Annotated in this window: 19 protein-coding genes and 2 tRNA genes; 20 read left to right on the top strand and 1 reads right to left on the bottom strand. The window is 67.7% G+C overall.

Annotation, left to right across the window (positions count from 1 at the left end):
- Nucleotides 1–45: 45 nt before the first annotated feature.
- A complete protein-coding gene (locus tag N799_RS03365) occupies nucleotides 46–987 on the top strand; it encodes an isopenicillin N synthase family dioxygenase (RefSeq protein ID WP_036207916.1) in 942 nt (313 codons plus the stop codon).
- On the opposite strand, the gene N799_RS03370 is transcribed toward N799_RS03365, so the two are convergent.
- Nucleotides 974–1,483 carry a DNA-deoxyinosine glycosylase gene (locus tag N799_RS03370; protein WP_036208236.1) on the bottom strand — a complete coding sequence of 170 codons (510 nt, stop codon included), beginning with the start codon at nucleotides 1,481–1,483 and terminating at the stop codon, nucleotides 974–976. The two genes, N799_RS03365 and N799_RS03370, sit on opposite strands and share 14 nt — an antisense overlap.
- Nucleotides 1,484–1,577: 94 nt before the next feature.
- On the opposite strand from N799_RS03370, the gene tpiA reads away from it, so the two are divergent.
- From tpiA to rimP, 19 genes are all read left to right on the top strand, one after another.
- Nucleotides 1,578–2,330: a triose-phosphate isomerase gene (tpiA, locus tag N799_RS03375; protein ID WP_036207919.1), complete on the top strand. Its 753-nt coding sequence runs from the start codon at nucleotides 1,578–1,580 to the stop codon at nucleotides 2,328–2,330.
- Nucleotides 2,331–2,379: 49 nt separating this feature from the next.
- Entirely contained in the window at nucleotides 2,380–2,814 is a 435-nt protein-coding gene (secG, locus tag N799_RS03380; protein ID WP_036207921.1) for a preprotein translocase subunit SecG, read from the top strand.
- Between the two features lie 117 nt (nucleotides 2,815–2,931).
- Nucleotides 2,932–3,016, top strand: a tRNA-Leu gene (locus N799_RS03385).
- A gap of 99 nt (nucleotides 3,017–3,115) precedes the next feature.
- The gene (locus tag N799_RS03390; RefSeq protein WP_036207923.1) at nucleotides 3,116–3,472 is read left to right on the top strand and encodes an NADH-quinone oxidoreductase subunit A; all 357 of its coding nucleotides are present in this window, start codon (nucleotides 3,116–3,118) and stop codon (nucleotides 3,470–3,472) included.
- Nucleotides 3,473–3,510: 38 nt separating this feature from the next.
- A complete protein-coding gene (locus tag N799_RS03395; protein ID WP_407074586.1) occupies nucleotides 3,511–4,056 on the top strand; it encodes a NuoB/complex I 20 kDa subunit family protein in 546 nt (181 codons plus the stop codon).
- Nucleotides 4,057–4,067: 11 nt separating this feature from the next.
- Nucleotides 4,068–4,790: an NADH-quinone oxidoreductase subunit C gene (locus N799_RS03400; RefSeq protein WP_036208237.1), complete on the top strand. Its 723-nt coding sequence runs from the start codon at nucleotides 4,068–4,070 to the stop codon at nucleotides 4,788–4,790.
- Between the two features lie 50 nt (nucleotides 4,791–4,840).
- On the top strand, nucleotides 4,841–6,124 hold the full coding sequence (locus N799_RS03405) for an NADH-quinone oxidoreductase subunit D (RefSeq protein ID WP_052101198.1): 1,284 nt from the start codon (nucleotides 4,841–4,843) through the stop codon (nucleotides 6,122–6,124).
- 44 nt (nucleotides 6,125–6,168) lie between these two features.
- Nucleotides 6,169–6,696 (top strand): NADH-quinone oxidoreductase subunit NuoE, encoded by a 528-nt coding sequence (nuoE, locus tag N799_RS03410; RefSeq protein WP_036207927.1) that lies wholly within the window; start codon nucleotides 6,169–6,171, stop codon nucleotides 6,694–6,696.
- A 3-nt stretch (nucleotides 6,697–6,699) separates the two neighbouring features.
- A complete protein-coding gene (gene nuoF / locus N799_RS03415) occupies nucleotides 6,700–8,052 on the top strand; it encodes an NADH-quinone oxidoreductase subunit NuoF (protein ID WP_036207929.1) in 1,353 nt (450 codons plus the stop codon).
- A complete protein-coding gene (nuoG, locus tag N799_RS03420; protein ID WP_036207931.1) occupies nucleotides 8,049–10,280 on the top strand; it encodes an NADH-quinone oxidoreductase subunit NuoG in 2,232 nt (743 codons plus the stop codon). The genes nuoF and nuoG overlap by 4 nt, the downstream gene beginning before the upstream one ends.
- Nucleotides 10,281–10,294: 14 nt before the next feature.
- Nucleotides 10,295–11,344: an NADH-quinone oxidoreductase subunit NuoH gene (nuoH, locus tag N799_RS03425; protein ID WP_275040603.1), complete on the top strand. Its 1,050-nt coding sequence runs from the start codon at nucleotides 10,295–10,297 to the stop codon at nucleotides 11,342–11,344.
- A gap of 7 nt (nucleotides 11,345–11,351) precedes the next feature.
- Entirely contained in the window at nucleotides 11,352–11,855 is a 504-nt protein-coding gene (gene nuoI, locus N799_RS03430) for an NADH-quinone oxidoreductase subunit NuoI (protein WP_036207934.1), read from the top strand.
- Nucleotides 11,856–11,864: 9 nt separating this feature from the next.
- Complete coding sequence (locus tag N799_RS03435; protein ID WP_036208242.1) at nucleotides 11,865–12,521, top strand: NADH-quinone oxidoreductase subunit J; 657 nt, start codon at nucleotides 11,865–11,867, stop codon at nucleotides 12,519–12,521.
- 11 nt (nucleotides 12,522–12,532) lie between these two features.
- Nucleotides 12,533–12,835: an NADH-quinone oxidoreductase subunit NuoK gene (gene nuoK, locus N799_RS03440; RefSeq protein ID WP_036208244.1), complete on the top strand. Its 303-nt coding sequence runs from the start codon at nucleotides 12,533–12,535 to the stop codon at nucleotides 12,833–12,835.
- 7 nt (nucleotides 12,836–12,842) lie between these two features.
- The gene (nuoL, locus tag N799_RS03445; RefSeq protein ID WP_036207937.1) at nucleotides 12,843–14,900 is read left to right on the top strand and encodes an NADH-quinone oxidoreductase subunit L; all 2,058 of its coding nucleotides are present in this window, start codon (nucleotides 12,843–12,845) and stop codon (nucleotides 14,898–14,900) included.
- Nucleotides 14,901–14,922: 22 nt separating this feature from the next.
- Nucleotides 14,923–16,440, top strand: coding sequence for an NADH-quinone oxidoreductase subunit M (locus N799_RS03450; protein ID WP_425476947.1), 1,518 nt, complete (start codon nucleotides 14,923–14,925; stop codon nucleotides 16,438–16,440).
- A 48-nt stretch (nucleotides 16,441–16,488) separates the two neighbouring features.
- Entirely contained in the window at nucleotides 16,489–17,931 is a 1,443-nt protein-coding gene (nuoN, locus tag N799_RS03455; RefSeq protein WP_036207940.1) for an NADH-quinone oxidoreductase subunit NuoN, read from the top strand.
- Between the two features lie 83 nt (nucleotides 17,932–18,014).
- A tRNA-Met gene (locus N799_RS03460) sits at nucleotides 18,015–18,091 on the top strand.
- Between the two features lie 244 nt (nucleotides 18,092–18,335).
- Nucleotides 18,336–18,938 carry a ribosome maturation factor RimP gene (gene rimP / locus N799_RS03465; protein WP_036208251.1) on the top strand — a complete coding sequence of 201 codons (603 nt, stop codon included), beginning with the start codon at nucleotides 18,336–18,338 and terminating at the stop codon, nucleotides 18,936–18,938.
- The last annotated feature ends 4 nt before the right edge of the window (nucleotides 18,939–18,942 follow it).

Here is an 18,942-nt window from a genome sequence, read left to right on the forward strand (position 1 = left end):
ATCCGCCCCCGATCATTTCCGAAGTCCTTCCGTGGTATCGCCCGCATGCCCCCGTCCCGCATTCCGACCCTCGACATCCGCCGTTTCGACACCGACCGGGACGCGTTCGTCGCCGAGCTTGGCGCGGCCTACCGCGAGTGGGGCTTCGCCGGCATCCGCGGGCACGGTATCCCGGCCGGGCAGATCGATGCCGCCTACGACGTGTTCCGGCGCTTCTTCGCACTGCCCGATGAAGTCAAGCGCAAGTACCACGTACCGGGCGGTGGCGGCGCGCGCGGCTACACCCCGTTCGGGGTGGAGACCGCCAAGGGCGCGCAGCATTTCGACCTCAAGGAGTTCTGGCACGTGGGCCGGGAGATCCCGCGCGACTCCAAATACGCCGGCGTGATGCCGCCCAACCTGTGGCCGGAGGAGGTCCCGGAGTTCCGCGAAGTCGCCTACGGGCTGTACCAGGCGCTTGACGGTCTCGGCTCGCGGGTGCTGTCGGCGCTGGCGCTGCACATCGGCCTGCAGGAGGATTTCTTCGCCGACAAGACCGACAGCGGCAACTCCATCCTGCGGCCGATCCACTACCCGCCGATCACCGCGCCGGAAGTCCCAAACGTGCGCGCCGGCGCGCACGAGGACATCAACCTCATCACCCTGCTGGTCGGTGCCAGCGCCGAGGGGCTGGAGGTGCGCTCGCACCAGGGCGAATGGGTGCCGTTCACCGCCGACGCCGACACCATCGTGGTCAACATCGGCGACATGCTGCAGCGCCTGACCAACCACGTGTACCCGTCGACCACCCATCGCGTGGTCAACCCGCCGGGCGAGAAGGCCCGCCAGCCGCGTTACTCGACGCCGTTCTTCCTGCACCCCAACCCGGACTTCCTGATCGACGTGCTGCCGTCGTGCACCGGCGCCGAAAACCCGAGCCGCTATCCCGAGCCGATCACCGCGCAGGGTTACCTCGAAGAGCGCCTGCGCGAAATCAAGCTGAAGTGACGCCCGCCTCGCGCAGGGCGTCGCGCCAGGCGGCGAGCTTGGCGTCGACGCGTTGTGACGCGTTGGCCGGACTGGTCGACGGCAGCCGGCGGTAAATCAGTCCGTCGCGCGCCAGCGACGGCCGCACCAGCCGGCGGAAGCTCGCTTCGGCCTTGCCGCCGTTGAACAGCACCATGCCGATCCGCGGATACGCGTCGAACAGCGCGGCGAAGTCGTTCGGCCGGGCGGTCTCGTCACGGATCGCCGAGTCCAGGCTGCCCTCGCGCTCGCAACTGGCGAGCACGTCCCACACGGCCACGCCGGCCTCGACCAGCCGTCGGCAGCGGTGCGGGTAGGGCAGTTCGAAGCCAGCGCCCAGCAGTTCGCCCATGAACGGCCAGAAGCGGTTCTGCGGGTGGGCGTAGTAGCGACTGGCCTCCAGCGAACGCACGCCCGGCATGCTGCCGAGCACGAGCACCCGCGCACCGGCGCCGATGATCGGCGGAAAACTGCACACCACCGGCCCAGCGGGTTCCGCCGCGACGGGCGCGCGATGGCCCCGCCGCCGGACGCCTGCGCTAGAATCGCCGCTTTCATTGTCAGGGTGGGTCATGGCTCGTCGCAGGATCGTCGCGGGGAACTGGAAACTGCATGGCGATCGCCGCTTTGCCGGCGAATTGCTCGATGCGGTTGTCGAGGCCGTCGTACCGGCCGGGGTCGAGCGCATCATCCTGCCTCCGCTGCCCTACCTGGGTGAACTGGCCCACCAGTACGGCTCCCGCGGCGTCGCGTTCGGCGCGCAGGATGTCAGCGCCAATGCCAAGGGTGCCTACACCGGCGAGGTGTCGGCGGCGATGCTGGTCGACGTGGGCGCGCATTACGCGCTGGTCGGCCATTCCGAGCGCCGCCAGTACCACGGCGAGACCAGCGAGCTGGTCGCGGCCAAGTTCCTCGCCGCCCGGGCCGCCGGTCTGACGCCGGTCCTGTGCGTCGGTGAAACCCTCAGCCAGCGCGAGGACGACCAGACCTGGTGGCGGCTGGAAAAGCAGCTCGCACCGCTGCTCGCGCAGGGCGCGGAGGTGTTCGACGGCGCCATCGTGGCCTATGAGCCGGTCTGGGCGATCGGTACCGGCAAGACCGCCACGCCGGCGCAGGCGCAGGAGGTCCACGCATTCATCCGTAGCGAAATCGCCGCGCACGATGCTAGAATCGCTGGCTCGCTGCCGATCCTTTACGGCGGCAGCGTGAAGGCCGACAACGCCGCCGAGCTGTTCGCGCAGCCCGATGTCGACGGCGGCCTGGTCGGCGGGGCCTCGCTGGTGGCCGCCGACTTCAACGCCATCGCAACCGCGGCGGCACCCTGACCGGTATCGGGCCCGCCCGTTACCGACTCAATACGAGAGTTTTTTGCGAATGATGCTGTTCCTCACAGTCATCTATGTGCTGGTCGCGATCGCGATGGTCGCGCTGATCCTGATGCAGCGCGGCGCGGGTGCGCAGGCCGGCTCGGGCTTCGGCGGGGGCGCCTCGGCGACCGTGTTCGGTGCGCGCGGCGCGTCGAGCTTCCTGTCCAAGGCCACCAAGTGGCTTGCCATCACCTTCTTCGCGATCAGCCTGTTCATGGCGTGGCACGCGACCGATCGCAGCCGCGCCGAAGGGCAGGCCGTCGATCTCGGCGTGATGTCGCAGGTTCCGGTGGCGCCGGCTGCGCCGCAGGGTGACGCGGCGGTTCCGGTCGCGCCGGCGCAGGCGGTTCCCGCCCCGGCGGCGGAGGTTCCTGCGGCGCCGGTTACCGATACCGTGCCCCAGTCGCCGGAATCGGCACCGTCCGAACCTGCTGGCGAGTAACACAACACGATACAATGCGGTTCATGACGCCCGGCAAGGAAGTCGGGGGTCCGGTCATGATGACCGGAGCGGCGGCCCAGCGATGGGTGGCCCGATCAGGGAGATGCTGGAACATGTGCCCAGGTGGCGGAATTGGTAGACGCACTACCTTGAGGTGGTAGCGGCTTCGGTCGTGGGGGTTCGAGTCCCCCCTTGGGCACCACTCCAGTTGCACAACAGAACGGCATCCCGTGCCGACCGCGGCACCATCGATGCCGCCGAGCCAAGGCCGCGGGGACGCGGCGTAGCCGAGAGAACACAAGTGCTGGCCGAATACCTGCCGACCCTGCTGTTCCTGATCGTCGCCAGCGTCATCGGCGTCGCCCTGCTCGTGGTGGGTCACACCCTCGGACCCAAGCGCCCCACGCTGGAAAAGCTCTCGCCCTACGAGTGCGGATTCGAGGCCTTCGAGAGCGCGCGCATGCAGTTCGACGTGCGCTACTACCTCATCGCCATCCAGTTCATCATCTTCGACCTGGAAATCATCTTCATCGTGCCGTGGGCGACCGTGTTCCGTGACCTCGGGATCGTCGGCCTGATCGAGATGGGCATCTTCGCGAGCATGCTGCTGCTCGGTTTCATCTACGTGTGGAAGAAGGGAGCGCTGGAATGGGAGTGAGCGAGTCCAGGACCCTGGGCGATCGCGTCTCGGGCCTGATGCACAACCCGGTCCCGGAAGGGCGGCTCGACGACATCCTCCGCCCCGACGGCGACAACCCGCTGCTGCAGCAGGGCTTCGTCACCACCAACCTCGACACCCTGTGGAACTGGGCCCGCACCGGTTCGATGTGGCCGATGACGTTCGGCCTGGCCTGCTGCGCGGTCGAGATGATGCACGCCGGCGCCTCGCGCCTTGACCTGGACCGCTACGGCGTGGTGTTCCGCCCGTCGCCGCGCCAGTCCGACGTGATGATCGTCGCCGGCACGCTGGTCAACAAGATGGCCCCGGCGCTGCGCAAGGTCTATGACCAGATGCCCGACCCGAAATGGGTGATCTCGATGGGCAGCTGCGCCAACGGCGGCGGCTACTACCACTATTCCTACTCCGTGGTGCGCGGCGTCGACCGCATCGTGCCGGTGGACGTGTACGTGCCGGGCTGCCCGCCGACCGCGGAAGCGCTGGTGTACGGCATCCTGCAGCTGCAGAAGAAGATCCGGCGCGGCACCAATTTCGGCGAGAACCGGCAGGGCATGCGCGGATGAGCAGCGAAGGCATGAATCCGGCGGCGCTGTCGGAGCGCCTGCACGCACGCTTCCCCGAGGGGGTGGTCAGCCTCGCGCAGCCGCGTGGCGAGATCACCCTCGACGTCGAGCCGGCCGCCTGGCTGGCCGCGGCGCGCGTGCTGCGCGACGAGTTCGGCTTCGACACGCTGGTCGACGTCAGCGGCGTGGATTATCTGGGCTACGGCACCGACGAGTGGAACACGGAGCCGTCGTCCGAGGGTTTCTCGCGCGGCGTCGAGGGCAAGGGGCCGGGCCGCTTCGTCTGGGGCGAGTCGCCCAACGGCGCGGCGGACGCACCCGAGCGCCGCTTCGCCGCGGTGGCCCACCTGCTGTCGGTCGAGCACAACACCCGCGTCCGGCTGCGCACTTTCGCCGCCAACGACGACCTGCCGGTCGTGTCCTCGCTGACCTCCGTCTGGCCGGGCGCTGACTGGTTCGAGCGCGAGGCGTTCGACCTCTACGGCATCGTGTTCGAGGGCCATCCGGACCTGCGCCGGATCCTCACCGATTACGGTTTCGTCGGCCATCCGTTCCGCAAGGACTTCCCGCTGATCGGCAATGTCGAAGTGCGCTACGACGCCGACCGGCAGCGCGTGATCTACCAGCCGGTCTCGATCGAGCCGCGCGTGCTGGTGCCGCGGGTGATCCGTGACGACGCGCGCTATGAGACCGCCGTGCGCGAGTCGGCCCAGCGCCGCGAGGTGAAGCAATGAGCACCCAGGTCCGCGACGACGCGACCCAGATCCCGCCGCCGGCGGACTCCATGCCGCTGGTCAATACCTCGGGCCTGAAGAGCGCCGAGATCCGCAACTACAGCCTCAACTTCGGCCCGCAGCACCCGGCCGCGCACGGCGTGCTGCGCCTGATCCTGGAGATGGACGGCGAGGTCGTGCAGCGTGCCGATCCGCACATCGGCCTGCTCCACCGCGGCACCGAGAAGCTGGCCGAGTCCAAGCCGTTCAACCAGTCGATCGGCTACATGGACCGGCTCGACTACGTGTCGATGATGTGCAACGAGCACGCCTACGTCCGCGCGATCGAGTCCCTGATGGGGATCGAGGCGCCGGTGCGTGCGCAGTACATCCGCACGATGTTCGACGAGATCACGCGCATCCTGAACCACCTGATGTGGGTCGGTTCCAACGGGCTCGACCTCGGCGCGATGGCGGTGTTCCTGTACGCCTTCCGCGAGCGCGAGGAACTGATGGACTGCTACGAGGCGGTCTCCGGTGCGCGCATGCACGCGACCTACTACCGCCCCGGCGGCGTCTACCGCGACCTGCCGGAGCGGATGTCGAAGTACCGCGAGTCGCCGTGGCGCAAGGGCAAGGACCTCAAGCGCTTCAACGCGTGGCGCGAGGGCTCGCTGCTGGACTACCTCGACGCCTTCTGCGACGAGTTCCCGAAGCGCGTCGACGAGTACGAGACGCTGCTGACCGACAACCGCATCTGGAAGCAGCGCACCGTCGGCGTCGGCGTGATCAGCCCCGAGACCGCCAAGGCCTGGGGCATGACCGGCCCGATGCTGCGCGGCTCCGGCGTCGCCTGGGACCTGCGCAAGATGCAGCCGTACGCGAAGTACGCCGAGGTCGACTTCGACATCCCGGTCGGCACCAACGGCGACTGCTACGACCGCTACCTGGTGCGCGTCGCCGAGATGCGCGAGTCCACCCGGATCATCAAGCAGTGCGTGAAGTGGCTGAAGGCCAACCCGGGCCCGGTCATGGTCGACAACTACAAGGTCGCGCCTCCCTCCCGCGAGGAGATGAAGGACGACATGGAAGCGTTGATCCACCACTTCAAGCTGTTCACCGAGGGCTACTGCGTGCCGGCCGGCGAGACGTACTGCGCGGTCGAGGCGCCGAAGGGCGAGTTCGGCTGCTACCTGATCTCCGACGGTGCCAACAAGCCGTTCCGGGTCAAGCTGCGCGCGCCCGGTTTCGCGCACCTGTCGTCGATGGACACGGTGGTGAAGGGGCACATGCTGGCGGACGTGGTGGCGATGATCGGCACCTACGACGTCGTGTTCGGCGAGATCGACCGCTGATCCCGCCGGGAACGGCGGCGATCGGCTGAGGACCTATTGAAGAAATGAAAGCGACCGGAAATTTCGAGGCTTGCCGAGACGTCGACCCGATGGTGGCGCTGTCGGACAAGACCCGTGCGCACATCGACCATTGGCTCACCAAGTTCCCGCCCGACCGCAAGCGTTCGGCGGTGCTGCAGGGGCTGCACGCGGCGCAGGAGCAGAACGGCGGCTGGCTGAGCGACGAGATCATCGCCGCGGTCGCGCGTTACCTGTCGATCCCGCCGGTGTGGGCCTACGAGGTCGCCAGCTTCTATTCGATGTTCGAGACCGCACCGGTCGGCCGCAACAACGTCGCGTTCTGCACCAACATCAGCTGCTGGCTCAACGGCGCCGAGGCGCTGGTCGAGCATGCCGAGAAGAAGCTCGGCTGCAAGCTGGGCGAGTCCACCGCCGACGGCCGCGTCTTCCTTAAGCGCGAGGAAGAGTGCGTGGCCGCGTGCTGCGGCGCGCCGGTGGTCGTCATCAACGGCCATTACCACGAGAAGCTCGACACCGCGAAGGTCGACGAGCTGCTGGACGGGCTGGAGTAGGGCATGGGGCACCACGATTACAGCAAGGGCTACGGCCCGGTCGGCCCGGCGCCGCAGGAGCACAACGTCGTCTATACGACGCTGCACTTCGACAAGCCCTGGTCGTACGAGAACTACCTGAAGACCGGTGGCTACAGCGCGCTGCGCAGGATCATCGACGAGAAGATGGACGGCGCCGCGATCATCGAGATGATCAAGCAGTCCGGCCTGCGCGGCCGTGGCGGCGCGGGCTTCCCCACCGGGCTGAAGTGGAGCTTCATGCCCAAGCACGATGGCGAGAAGTACATCCTGTGCAACTCGGACGAGTCCGAGCCGGGCACCGCCAAGGACCGTGACATCCTGCGCTACAACCCGCACGCGGTGATCGAGGGCCTGGCGATCGCGTGCTACGCCACCAACACCAAGGTCGCCTACAACTACCTGCGCGGCGAGTTCCACCACGAGCCGTTCGAGCACCTTGAAGAGGCGACCCGCGAGGCCTACGCCAACGGCTGGCTGGGCAAGAACATCCTCGGCAGCGGCATCGACATCGACATCTACAACGCGCTGGGCGCGGGCGCCTACATCTGCGGTGAGGAAACCGCGCTGATGGAGTCGCTGGAAGGCAAGAAGGGCCAGCCGCGCTACAAGCCGCCGTTCCCGGCCAACTTCGGCCTGTACGGCAAGCCGACCACGATCAACAACACCGAGACCTACGCCTCGGTGCCGGCCATTGTCCGCAACGGAGCGGAGTGGTTCCTCAACCTCGGCAAGCCCAACAACGGCGGCGCCAAGGTGTTCTCGGTGTCGGGCCACGTCGCCCGCCCGGGCAACTACGAGATCCGCCTCGGCACGCCCTTCGCCGAGCTGCTGGAGATGGCCGGTGGCATCCGCCCGGGCCGCAGGATCAAGGCGGTGATCCCGGGTGGATCGTCGATGCCGGTGCTGCCGGGCGAGACGATGATGGGCCTGACGATGGACTACGACGCGCTGCAGAAGGCCGGCTCCGGCCTGGGCTCGGGAGCCGTCATCGTGATGGACGACACCGCGTGCATGGTCCGCGCCTGCCGGCGCATCGCGCGCTTCTACATGAATGAAAGCTGCGGCCAGTGCACCCCGTGCCGCGAGGGCACCGGCTGGATGTACCGGATGGTCAACCGCATCGCCAACATGGAGGCGACCCTCGACGACCTGGAAATGCTGCGCACCGCGGCCGGCCAGATCGAAGGCCACACCATCTGCGCGTTCGGCGAGGCCGCGGCGTGGCCGATGCAGGGCTTCCTGCGGCATTTCCGCCCCGAGTTCGAGTACGCGATCGTGAACAAGCGGTTCCTCGTCGACGACCAGGCGGCCGGCCTCGTGGAGAAGGCCGCATGAGCGCACAGCCGGAAAACCCCAACGTGCCCGCCGACCACGTCACCATCCAGATCGACGGCGTGGAGATGCACGCGCCCAAGGGCTCGATGATCATCCAGGCCGCCGACAAGGCAGGCATCCCGATCCCACGCTTCTGCTACCACGACAAGCTGAGCATCGCGGCCAACTGCCGCATGTGCCTGGTGGACGTGGAGAAGATGGGCAAGCCGGCGCCGGCCTGCGCCACGCCGGTGATGGACGGGATGAAGATCAGCACGCGCAGCGACAAGGCGCTGGGCGCGCAGCGCAACGTGATGGAGTTCCTGCTGATCAACCACCCGCTCGACTGCCCGGTCTGCGACCAGGGCGGCGAGTGCGAGCTGCAGGACCTGTCGCTGGGTTACGGGCGCTCGGTGAGCCGCTTCGTCGAAGGCAAGCGTTCGGTGGCCGACGAGGACATCGGTCCCCTGGTCGCGACCGAGATGACGCGCTGCATCCACTGCACGCGCTGCGTCCGTTTCACCGCCGAGATCGCCGGCACCTACGAGCTGGGCGGCATGTACCGCGGCGAGAACCTGCAGATCGGCACCTACGACGGCAAGCCGTTGACCACGGAGCTGTCGGGCAACGTCATCGACGTCTGCCCGGTCGGCGCGCTGACCAACAAGCCGTTCCAGTTCAAGGCCCGCGCGTGGGAGCTGGTGGCCCGCGAGTCGCTGGGCTACCACGACGCGCTGGGCAGCAACCTGTTCCTGCACGTCCGTCGCGGCCAGGTGCTGCGCTCCGTCCCGCGCGACAACGACGCGGTCAACGAGTGCTGGTTGTCGGACCGTGACCGCTACTCGAACCAGGGCCTGTACGCCGACGACCGCGCGACCGCGCCGATGGTCAAGGACGGCGGCCAGTGGCGCGAGGCGAGCTGGGACGAGGCGCTCGCGCGCGCCGCGAAGATCCTGCGCGAGAACGGGGCCGACGGCCTCGGCATGCTCGTCCACCCGGCCACCTCGAACGAGGAAGGCGCGCTGCTGGCGCGGCTGGCCGATGCGCTGGGCAGCGGCAACATCGACCACCGCATCTCGCAGCACGATCTGTCCGACGCGGCCGTCGCCGCGACCTTCGCGATGCCGGTCACCCAGATCGAGAAGGCCGACCTGGTCGTCCTCGTCGGTGCCAACCTGCGCCACGAACTGCCGCTGGTGAACGCCCGCGTGCGCAAGGCGTGGCTGGGCGGCGCCAAGGTGCACGTGGTCAACCCGGTCGACTTCGAGCAGACCTTCGACGTTGCCGGCAAGCAGATCGTCGCGCCCTCGGCGATTGCCGGTGCGCTCGGCAACGCCGGGCTGCGCGAGGCGGCGACGTCGGCCTCGCGGGCGGTCGTGATCGTCGGTGCGCTGGCCGAGAACGGCCTGCACGCCGCCGCGATCCGCGCGGCCGCCGCCGACTTCGCGCGTGCTACCGGCGCCGCGCTGTGCCGCATCCCGCAGGGCGCCAACGCGGTCGGCCTGTCCGACCACGGCGTGCTGCCGACCGGCCGCGACGCGGGGGGGATGCTCGCCGAGCCGCGCACCGCGTACGTCGTCTACGGCATCGAGCCGGGCCTTGACTTCGCCGACACCGGTGCCGCGATGACGGCGCTCGGCGGCGCCCAGGTCGTGGCATTCAGCCAGTTCGCCTGCGAGTCGACCCGCGCGGTTGCCGACGTGATCCTGCCGATCGGCCTGCTGCCGGAAATCGACGCCACCCTGACCAACCTCGACGGCCGCGAGCAGGTCGTGGTCGCCGGCGGCAAGCTGCCGGGCGAGGCGCGTGCCGGCTGGCGCGTGCTGCGTGCGCTGGGCGGGCTGCTGGAGGCCGAAGGCTTCGACTTCACCGACCTGGCCGGCCTGCGCGCCGGCATCGCCAAGCGCGATGTCAACGTCGCCGCCGGTCGTGCGCCGCAGCAGTCCGGTGACGGTGCCGAGCTGGCTTCCAGCGTCGGCATCTACCGCAGCGACGCGGTGGTCCGCCGCGCCGCCGCACTGCAGGCGCATCCGCTGAACCGCGCGCCGCAGGCGGTGATCCATCCGGCCGACGCCGAAACGTTCGGCCTCGCCGACGGCGTAACCGGCCGGTTCACCACCGCGCAGGGCACTGCGACGCTGCCGGTGTCCACCAGCGACCGGATCGCGCGCGGCACGGTCTGGGTCGAAGGCGGGCATGGCGCCACCGCGCCGCTTGCCGCCGGCCGCGTGCAGGCGGGGAGGGCTTGAGCATGGTGTCGGGCATGATCGACGCGATCCACGACGGTTTCCTGTCCTTCGGCATGCTGGGCGAGGGCGCCTGGATCGTGCTGAAGATCCTGCTGATCGCGATGCCGGTGATCATCGCCGTCGCGTTCTACGTGCTGTGGGAGCGCAAGCTGATCGGCTGGATGCACGCACGCCACGGGCCGATGTATGTAGGCATGGGCATCCTGCAGACTTTCGCGGACGTCTTCAAACTGCTGTTCAAGGAAGTCATCCAGCCGTCCAGTGCCTCGCCGTTCCTGTACCGCCTGGCACCGCTGCTGGTGCTGGTGCCGTCGTTCGCTGCGTGGGCGGTGGTGCCGTTCGACGCGCAGCTGGTGCTGTCCAACGCCAATGCCGGCCTGCTTTACCTGCTGGCGATGACCTCGCTGGGCGTGTACGGGATCATCCTCGCCGGCTGGGCATCCAATTCGAAGTACGCCTTCCTCGGCGCGATGCGTGCCGCCGCGCAGATGGTGTCCTACGAAATCGCGATGGGCTTCGCGCTGGTCGGCGTGATGGTCGCCGCCGGGAGCCTCAACCTCAGCGAGATCGTGATGGCGCAGGCCGGCAACGGCGGCCTGTTCGAGTGGTTCTGGCTGCCGCTGCTGCCGCTGTTCGTCATCTACTTCGTATCCGGCGTGGCCGAGACCAACCGTGCGCCGTTCGACGTGGTCGAGGGCGAGTCGGAGATCGTCGCTGGCCACATGGTCGAGTACTCGGGCGCCTCGTTCGCGCTGTTCTTCCTGGCCGAGTACGCCAACATGATCCTGATCAGCTTCCTGGTCTCGATCTTCTTCCTCGGTGGCTGGCTGAGCCCGTTCCAGGGTCTGGGCATCCCGCTTCTGTCAGTCGATGGCTGGTGGTGGCTGTTCGCCAAGGTATTCATCTTCGCCAGCGCCTACATCTGGTTCCGCGCCACGTTCCCGCGCTACCGCTACGACCAGATCATGCGGCTGGGCTGGAAGGTGTTCATCCCGCTGTCGATCGCGTGGATCGTCGTCGCCGCACTGATGGCGTACTACGGCGTGTTCCTGCCGGGGCAATGAGACTGAGATGAGCAATTACGCGCCAAACAAGATCGTGTCGTACTTCCGGAGCCTGCTGCTCATCGAGCTGCTCCAGGGCATGAAGCTGACCCTCGGCTACCTGTTCAAGCCGAAGTACACGCTGATGTACCCGATGGAAAAGACCCCGCAGTCGCCGCGTTTCCGCGGGATCCACGCGCTGCGCCGGTATCCCAATGGCGAGGAGCGCTGCATCGCCTGCAAGCTGTGCGAGGCGGTGTGCCCCGCGCTGGCGATCACGATCGACTCGGAGAAGCGCGAGGACGGCAGCCGCCGCACCACGCGCTACGACATCGACCTGTTCAAGTGCATCTTCTGCGGCTTCTGCGAGGAGTCGTGCCCGGTGGACTCGATCGTCGAGACCCACATCCACGAATACCACTTCGACCAGCGCGGACAGAACATCGTCACCAAGCCGCAGCTGCTGGCGATCGGCGACCGGCTCGAGGCCGAGATCGCCGAGCGCCGCGCCGCCGACGCGCCCTACCGCTGAGTGCCCGACATGGACCTCGCTTTCATCGCCTTCCTCGTCTTCGCCCTGACCGCGGTCGCCGCCGCGATCGGCGTGATCAGCTTCCGCAACCCGGTGCATGCGGCACTGTCGCTGGTGCTGACGTTCTTCTCCGTGGCCTGCGTGTGGCTGATCGCCGGCGCGGAGTTCCTTGGCGTCGCGCTGGTGCTGGTCTACGTCGGTGCGGTCATGGTGCTGCTGCTGTTCGTCGTGATGATGCTCGACATCGACGTCGCGCCGCTGTGCGAGGGCTTCGTGCGCTACCTGCCGCTGGGCCTGGCGGTGGCGGTAGTGATGCTGGTGGAGATCCTGCTGCTGATCGGCGTCAAGGCGCAGGTCTCGACGCCGCTGGCGGTCGACCCGACCGCCGGGATCTCCAATACCGCGTGGCTGGCGCGTGCGCTGTTCACCCGTTTCCTGCTGCCGTTCGAGACCGCCGCGGTGATCCTGACCGTGGCCGTGATTGCCGCGGTGATGCTGACCCTGCGCCGCCGCGAGGGCGCCAAGCACCAGAACCCGGGTGACCAGGCCCGCGTGCGTGCCGGCGACCGCCTGCGGATGGTCAAGGTCGACGCGGTCCGGCCGGCGCCGGAGCTGCCGCCGCGTTCGCTCGATGAGTCCGCGTCCGACGTGGAGGTGAAGCCGTGACCCTGTTCGCCCTGACCCCGGGCCATTTCCTCGCGCTGGGCGCCGCGCTGTTCTGCATCAGCGTCGCCGGCATCTTCATCAACCGCAAGAACGTCATCGTCCTGCTGATGTGCCTGGAGCTGCTGCTGCTCGCGGTCAACATCAACTTCGTGACGTTCTCGCGGCAGTTCGGCGACCCGGCCGGCCAGGTGTTCGTGTTCTTCATCCTGACCGTCGCCGCGGCCGAGGCTGCCATCGGCCTGGCGATCCTCGTCACGCTGTTCCGCAACCGGCGCACGATCAACGTCGCCGAAATCGACACGATGAAGGGCTGAGCCGGGTATGGAGTACGCCATTTCCAAGTCGCTGCTGCTGGCGATCGTGCTGGCCCCGCTGCTGGGTTCGATCATCGCCGGGCTGTTCGGCCGCCAGGTCGGCCGCGCGGGCGCGCACAGCGTCACCATCCTCGGCGTTGCCGCCAGCTGTGCGATGTCCGCATACGTGCTGTGGCAGCTGGTCGGGCAGGGCGCCGCGCCGTTCAACGAGAACGTCTACACCTGGTTCCAGGTCGGCGGCATCGAGGCGCACGTCGGCTTCATGGTCGACAAGCTGACCGCGATGATGATGGTGGTCGTCACCTTCGTGTCGCTGCTGGTGCACCTCTACACCATCGGCTACATGCACGAGGACGACGGCTACCAGCGTTTCTTCAGCTACATCTCGCTGTTCACCTTCTCGATGCTCATGCTGGTGATGAGCAACAACTTCCTGCAGCTGTTCTTCGGCTGGGAAGCGGTGGGCCTGGTGTCGTACCTGCTGATCGGTTTCTGGTTCAAGAAGCCGACCGCGGTGTTCGCCAACCTCAAGGCGTTCCTGGTCAACCGCGTCGGCGACTTCGGCTTCCTGCTCGGCATCGCCGGCGTGCTGCTGATGTTCGGCTCGCTCGACTACGCGACCGTGTTCGCCAATGCGCCGGCCATCGAAGGCATGACCATGTCGATCATCGCCGGCAAGGAGTGGTCGGTCGCGACGGTGATCTGCATCTGTTTGTTCATCGGCGCGATGGGCAAGTCGGCGCAGGTGCCGCTGCACGTCTGGCTGCCCGACTCGATGGAAGGCCCGACCCCGATCTCGGCGCTGATCCACGCCGCGACGATGGTGACCGCGGGCATCTTCATGGTTGCGCGCATGTCGCCGCTGTTCGAGCTCAGCCAGACCGCGCTCAACTTCATCCTCTTCATCGGTGCCACCACCGCGTTCTGGACCGGCCTGATCGGCATCGTGCAGAACGACATCAAGCGCGTGGTCGCGTACTCGACGCTGTCGCAGCTGGGCTACATGACCGTTGCGCTCGGCGTGTCGGCCTACAGCGCCGGCGTGTACCACCTGATGACGCACGCGTTCTTCAAGGCGCTGCTGTTCCTCGGCGCCGGCTCGGTGATCATCGCGATGCACCACGAGCAGGACATGCGCCGGATGGGCGGGCTGCGCAAGTACATGCCCATCACCTACTGGACGATGCTGCTGGGCACCCTGGCGCTGGTGGCGACGCCGTTCTTCAGCGGCTACTACTCCAAGGACGTCATCATCGAGGCGACCCACCTTGCGGCCGCCAGCGACCGCGCCGGCTGGATCGGCCACTACGCCTACTGGGCCGTGCTGCTGGGCGCCTTCGTCACCGCGTTCTACAGCTTCCGCCTGCTGTTCATGACCTTCCACGGCAAGGAGCGGTTCCGCGACTCGCACGGCCATGACCACGCGCATGACGACCACGGCCACCACGGTGCGCACGAGCCGCACGAGTCGCCGTGGGTGGTGACCGTCCCGCTGGTGCTGCTGGCGATCCCGTCGGTGCTGATCGGCTTCTTCACCGCCGGGCCGATGCTGTTCGGGACCGACTGGAGCGGCCACGCGGAGCAGCTCCCGTTCTTCCTCGGCGCGATCGAGGTCGACGCCGCGCGCGACGTCATGGCGACGCTCAAACGGGAGTTCTGGCACGGCCCGGTGGCGCTCGCGCTGCACGCGGTCAAGGCGCCTTCGTTCTGGCTGACGCTCGCCGGATTCGGGCTCGCCCTGGTCATGTACTGGTGGAAGCCGGAGCTGGCCACCCGCGCGCGCGAGACCTTCAAATGGCCGGTGCGGGTGCTGGAGAACAAGTACGGCTTCGACGCGCTGTGGATCAATGGCCTCGCCGGCGGCAGCGTGCGGCTCGGCCAGGCCTCGCGCGCGGTCGACACCCACCTGATCGACGGCGTGGTGGTCAACGGCAGTGCGCAGTCCGTGGGCCTCGTCGCCCGCGTCGCCCGCGCGCTGCAGTCGGGCTTCCTCTACCACTACGCCTTCGCGATGATCCTCGGCCTGATCGTGCTGCTGGCCGTGCTCATCTCGACTTTGAACTGACAAGGACCGCGACGTGAATCCTGTGCCTGCATCAAGCACGCTGCCCTTGCTGAGCCTGCTCGTCTGGCTGCCGATCATCGGCGGCTTCGCCACCCTCGCGTTCGGCAACGGGCGCGCCAACGCGGCGCGCTGGTTCGCCACCGCGGTGGCCGCGCTGACCCTGCTGCTGACCCTGCCGCTGTTCACCGGCTTCGACATGGCGACGCCGGCCATGCAGTTCGTCGAGGACCACGCGTGGATCCCGGCGTTCGACATCCGCTACAACCTCGGCGCCGACGGCATCTCGGTCGCGCTGGTCGGCCTGACCACGTTGACCTCGCTGCTGGTGCTGATCGGCGCGTGGAACGTCGACAAGCGCGTCAGCCAGTACTACGCGGCATTCCTGATCCTCGAAGGCCTGATGGTCGGCGTGTTCGCCGCGCTCGACGCGATGCTGTTCTACGTGTTCTTCGAGTGCATGCTGATCCCGATGTTCATCATCATCGGCGTCTGGGGCGGCCCGCGCCGGGTGTACGCGTCGATCAAGTTCTTCCTGTACACCTTCCTCGGTTCGCTGTTCATGCTGGTGGCGCTGATCTACCTGTTCATGAAGGGGGGCAGCTGGCAGCTGGCCGACATGTACGCGCTGCCGCTCACCGCGACCGAGCAGATGTGGATCTTCTTCGGATTCCTGATCGCGTTTGCGGTGAAGGTGCCGATGTTCCCCGTGCACACCTGGCTGCCGGACGCGCACGTGGAAGCGCCGACGGCGGGCTCGGTGATCCTGGCCGCGATCATGCTGAAGATCGGTGGCTACGGCTTCCTGCGCTTCGTGCTGCCGATCGTCCCCGACGCCGGTGCCGAGTGGGCGTGGCTGGTGGTCGCGGCCAGCCTGGTGGCCATCGTCTACGTCGGTCTGGTGGCGCTCGCCCAGGACGACATGAAGAAGCTGGTCGCTTACTCGTCCGTGTCGCACATGGGCTTCGTGACCCTCGGCGTGTTCATCGCGTTCGCACTGGTGCGTGACTACGGCAACCTCGACGGCGCGCGCCTCGGCCTGCAGGGCGCCATGGTGCAGATGATCAGCCACGGCTTCATCTCCGGCGCGATGTTCACCTGCATCGGCGTGCTGTACGACCGCATGCACACGCGGCGGATCTCGGACTACGGCGGTGTGGCCAACTCCATGCGCTGGTTCGCGCTGTTCTACGTGCTGTTCGCGATGGCCAACTCGGGCCTGCCGGGCACGTCGGGCTTCGTCGGCGAGTTCATGGTGATCATGGCGAGCTTCCAGAAGCACCCGCTGATCGCGTTCTTCGCCGCGCTGACGCTGATCATCGGCGCCGGTTACACGCTGTGGCTGGTCAAGCGCGTGTTGTGGGGCCCAGTGGCAAACGACAACGTCGCCAGCCTCAAGGACATCGACGGCCGCGAGTGGACCGTGCTCGGTGTGTTCGCCATCGGCACGCTGCTGGTGGGCGTGTGGCCCAAGCCGTTGACCGACCTGATGGAACCGTCGATCGCCAACCTCGCGATGCAGATCGCGGCCTCCAAGCTGTAAACCCGGACCCGGTTCGGCGCACCACGCCGACCCTTCAGAGATTTGCCCATGATTGCAGTACGTTCCGCCGCCGAGTTGATGCCACTGCTGCCCGAGCTGGTGCTGGTCTGTGGTGCCTTCGCGCTGCTGATGCTCGACCTGTTCCTGCCGGCCGGGCGCCGGGTGGTGACCCACCTCGGTGCGATCGCTCTGCTGCTTGCGGTGGTGGTGCTGGTGGTCTGCGGTGTCGGCGGCCATGGCGACGTGCTCGGCGGCATGTTCGTGCGCGACACCGCGGCCGACGTGATGAAGATCTCGATCGCCGGCATCGGTGCGCTGGCGATGGTCTACCTGTGGCCGTACCTGCGCGAGCGCGGGCTATACCAGGGCGAAGTGTCGGTGCTGATGCTGTTCGCCACCCTCGGCATGATGCTGCTGGTGTCGGCCGGTTCGCTGGTGATGGTCTATGTCGGCCTGGAGATGCTGGCGCTGTGCTCGTACGCGCTGGTCGCGCTGGACCGCGACAGCCCGTTGGCCTCCGAGGCCGGCATCAAGTACTTCGTGCTCGGCGCGCTGGCGTCGGGCCTACTGCTGTACGGCCTGTCGCTGGTCTACGGCTCGACCGGCACGCTGGATCTCAGCGAGATCGCGGTCGCGGCGCAGGCCAGCGGCGCGTCCACCATGCTGGTGACCGGCGTCGTCTTCATGGTCGCCGGCATCGCCTTCAAGTTCGGCGCGGCGCCGTTCCACATGTGGCTGCCGGACGTCTACCACGGCGCGCCGACCCCGATCACGCTGTTCATCGGCTCGGCGCCGAAGCTGGCGACTTTCGGCATGACCTACCGCCTGCTCGAGGTCGGCGTCGGCCCGCTGGACGACCACTGGCGCCTGATGCTGGCCGGCCTGGCGGTGCTGTCGCTGGCGCTGGGCAACCTCGGCGCGCTGGTGCAGACCAACTTCAAGCGGATGCTGGCGTTCTCGACCATCTCGCACGTCGGCTTTCTGTTCCTCGGCTTCGCCGGGGGCGGGGCGGACGGCTTCGCGGCGGCGCTGTTCTACGCGATCAGCTACGCGATCATGGCCACCGCCGCGTTCGGCGCGATCGTGGTGATGTCCAGCCGCGGCTTCGAGGCCGACCGCATCGACGACTACAAGGGCCTCAATGCCCGTAGTCCGTGGCTGGCGTTCATGATCCTGGTCACGATGGTGTCGCTGGCCGGCGTGCCGCCGTTCCTCGGCTTCTGGGCCAAGCTCGCGGTGCTGCAGGCCGCGATCGAGGGCGACATGCTGTGGCTGGCGATCGTCGGCATCGTGTTCGCGGTGGTCGGCGCGTTCTACTACCTCCACGTCGTCAAGGTCATGTACTTCGACGAGCCCGAAGGCGCGATGCCGGCACCGAGCGGCAACCGCCCGATGCGCATCGTGTTCGGCGTCAACGCGCTGGCGCTGCTCGCGCTGGGCCTGGCCTGGAATCCGATCATGGCGTGGTGCCAGCGCGCCTTCGCGGGCTGACACGGGGATCCACGCGGCCGGCAGGAAAATTTCCTGTTCAGGCTTGCGAAGTTCGAAGTCCGTCGCTATCATGGACGGCCTGATGCGGGGTGGAGCAGTCTGGCAGCTCGTCGGGCTCATAACCCGAAGGTCGCAGGTTCAAATCCTGCCCCCGCTACCAGCTTCGGCGCAGCTTTTTTAAAGCTGGATGAGGAAGCCTCTTCGCGAGGCTTTCTTTTTTAAGCCGGCGGCTCGGGCTAGGCGACGCGTTCTGCTCACGCGTCGCACCGACATCCAGCGGTACGGACAAGGGGCCCTCGGGCCCTTTGTCGTTTCCGGCCTTCGGGCCGGGGTTTCCGCCCCTGCCTCGCCGTCGTGCGGCACCGCAGGAATATTCGCCAGTCGCAACCGCAGGAGTGCAGCGCGTGACGGACAAAGCGACCGAGATTTCCCGCCTGCTGGCCCCGACCGTCGAGTCGCTGGGGCTGGAGCTGCTGGGTATCGAGTACCTGCCCGCACCGGGTGGGGCAGTGGTGCGCCTGTACATCGACGTTCCGGCGGAAACGGCGGGCGAGGGCGACGGCGAGGAGCCGCGCGCGGTCGGCATCGAGGACTGCGAGGCGGTCAGCCGGGAGGTGTCCGCCCAGCTCGACGTCGAGGACCCGATCAGCGGCAACTACACGCTCGAGGTGTCGTCGCCCGGGCTGGACCGCCCGCTGTTTACGCTCGCGCATTTCCAGCGCTTCGTGGGCGAGACCGCGAAGGTGACCCTCAAGCTGCCGCAGGACGGCCGTCGCCGGCTGACCGGCACGATCGCCCGCATCGAGGGCGGCGACATCGTTTTCCTGGTCGACGGTGCGGAGTTCACCGCGGCGTTCGACAACATCGACAAGGCGCGCCTGGTCCCCGACTGGGCCGCGCTGGGGCTCGCCCCCGCAAAGCCCGGCGGCAAGCGTCGCCAGGACAACCCGCAATCCGACAAACCAACCAACAAGCCGGCGGCCGACAAGCCGACCCCGGCGGAGTAACGAG

The organism is Lysobacter arseniciresistens ZS79, assembly GCF_000768335.1.
In the GTDB taxonomy this organism is placed as follows: domain Bacteria; phylum Pseudomonadota; class Gammaproteobacteria; order Xanthomonadales; family Xanthomonadaceae; genus Novilysobacter; species Novilysobacter arseniciresistens.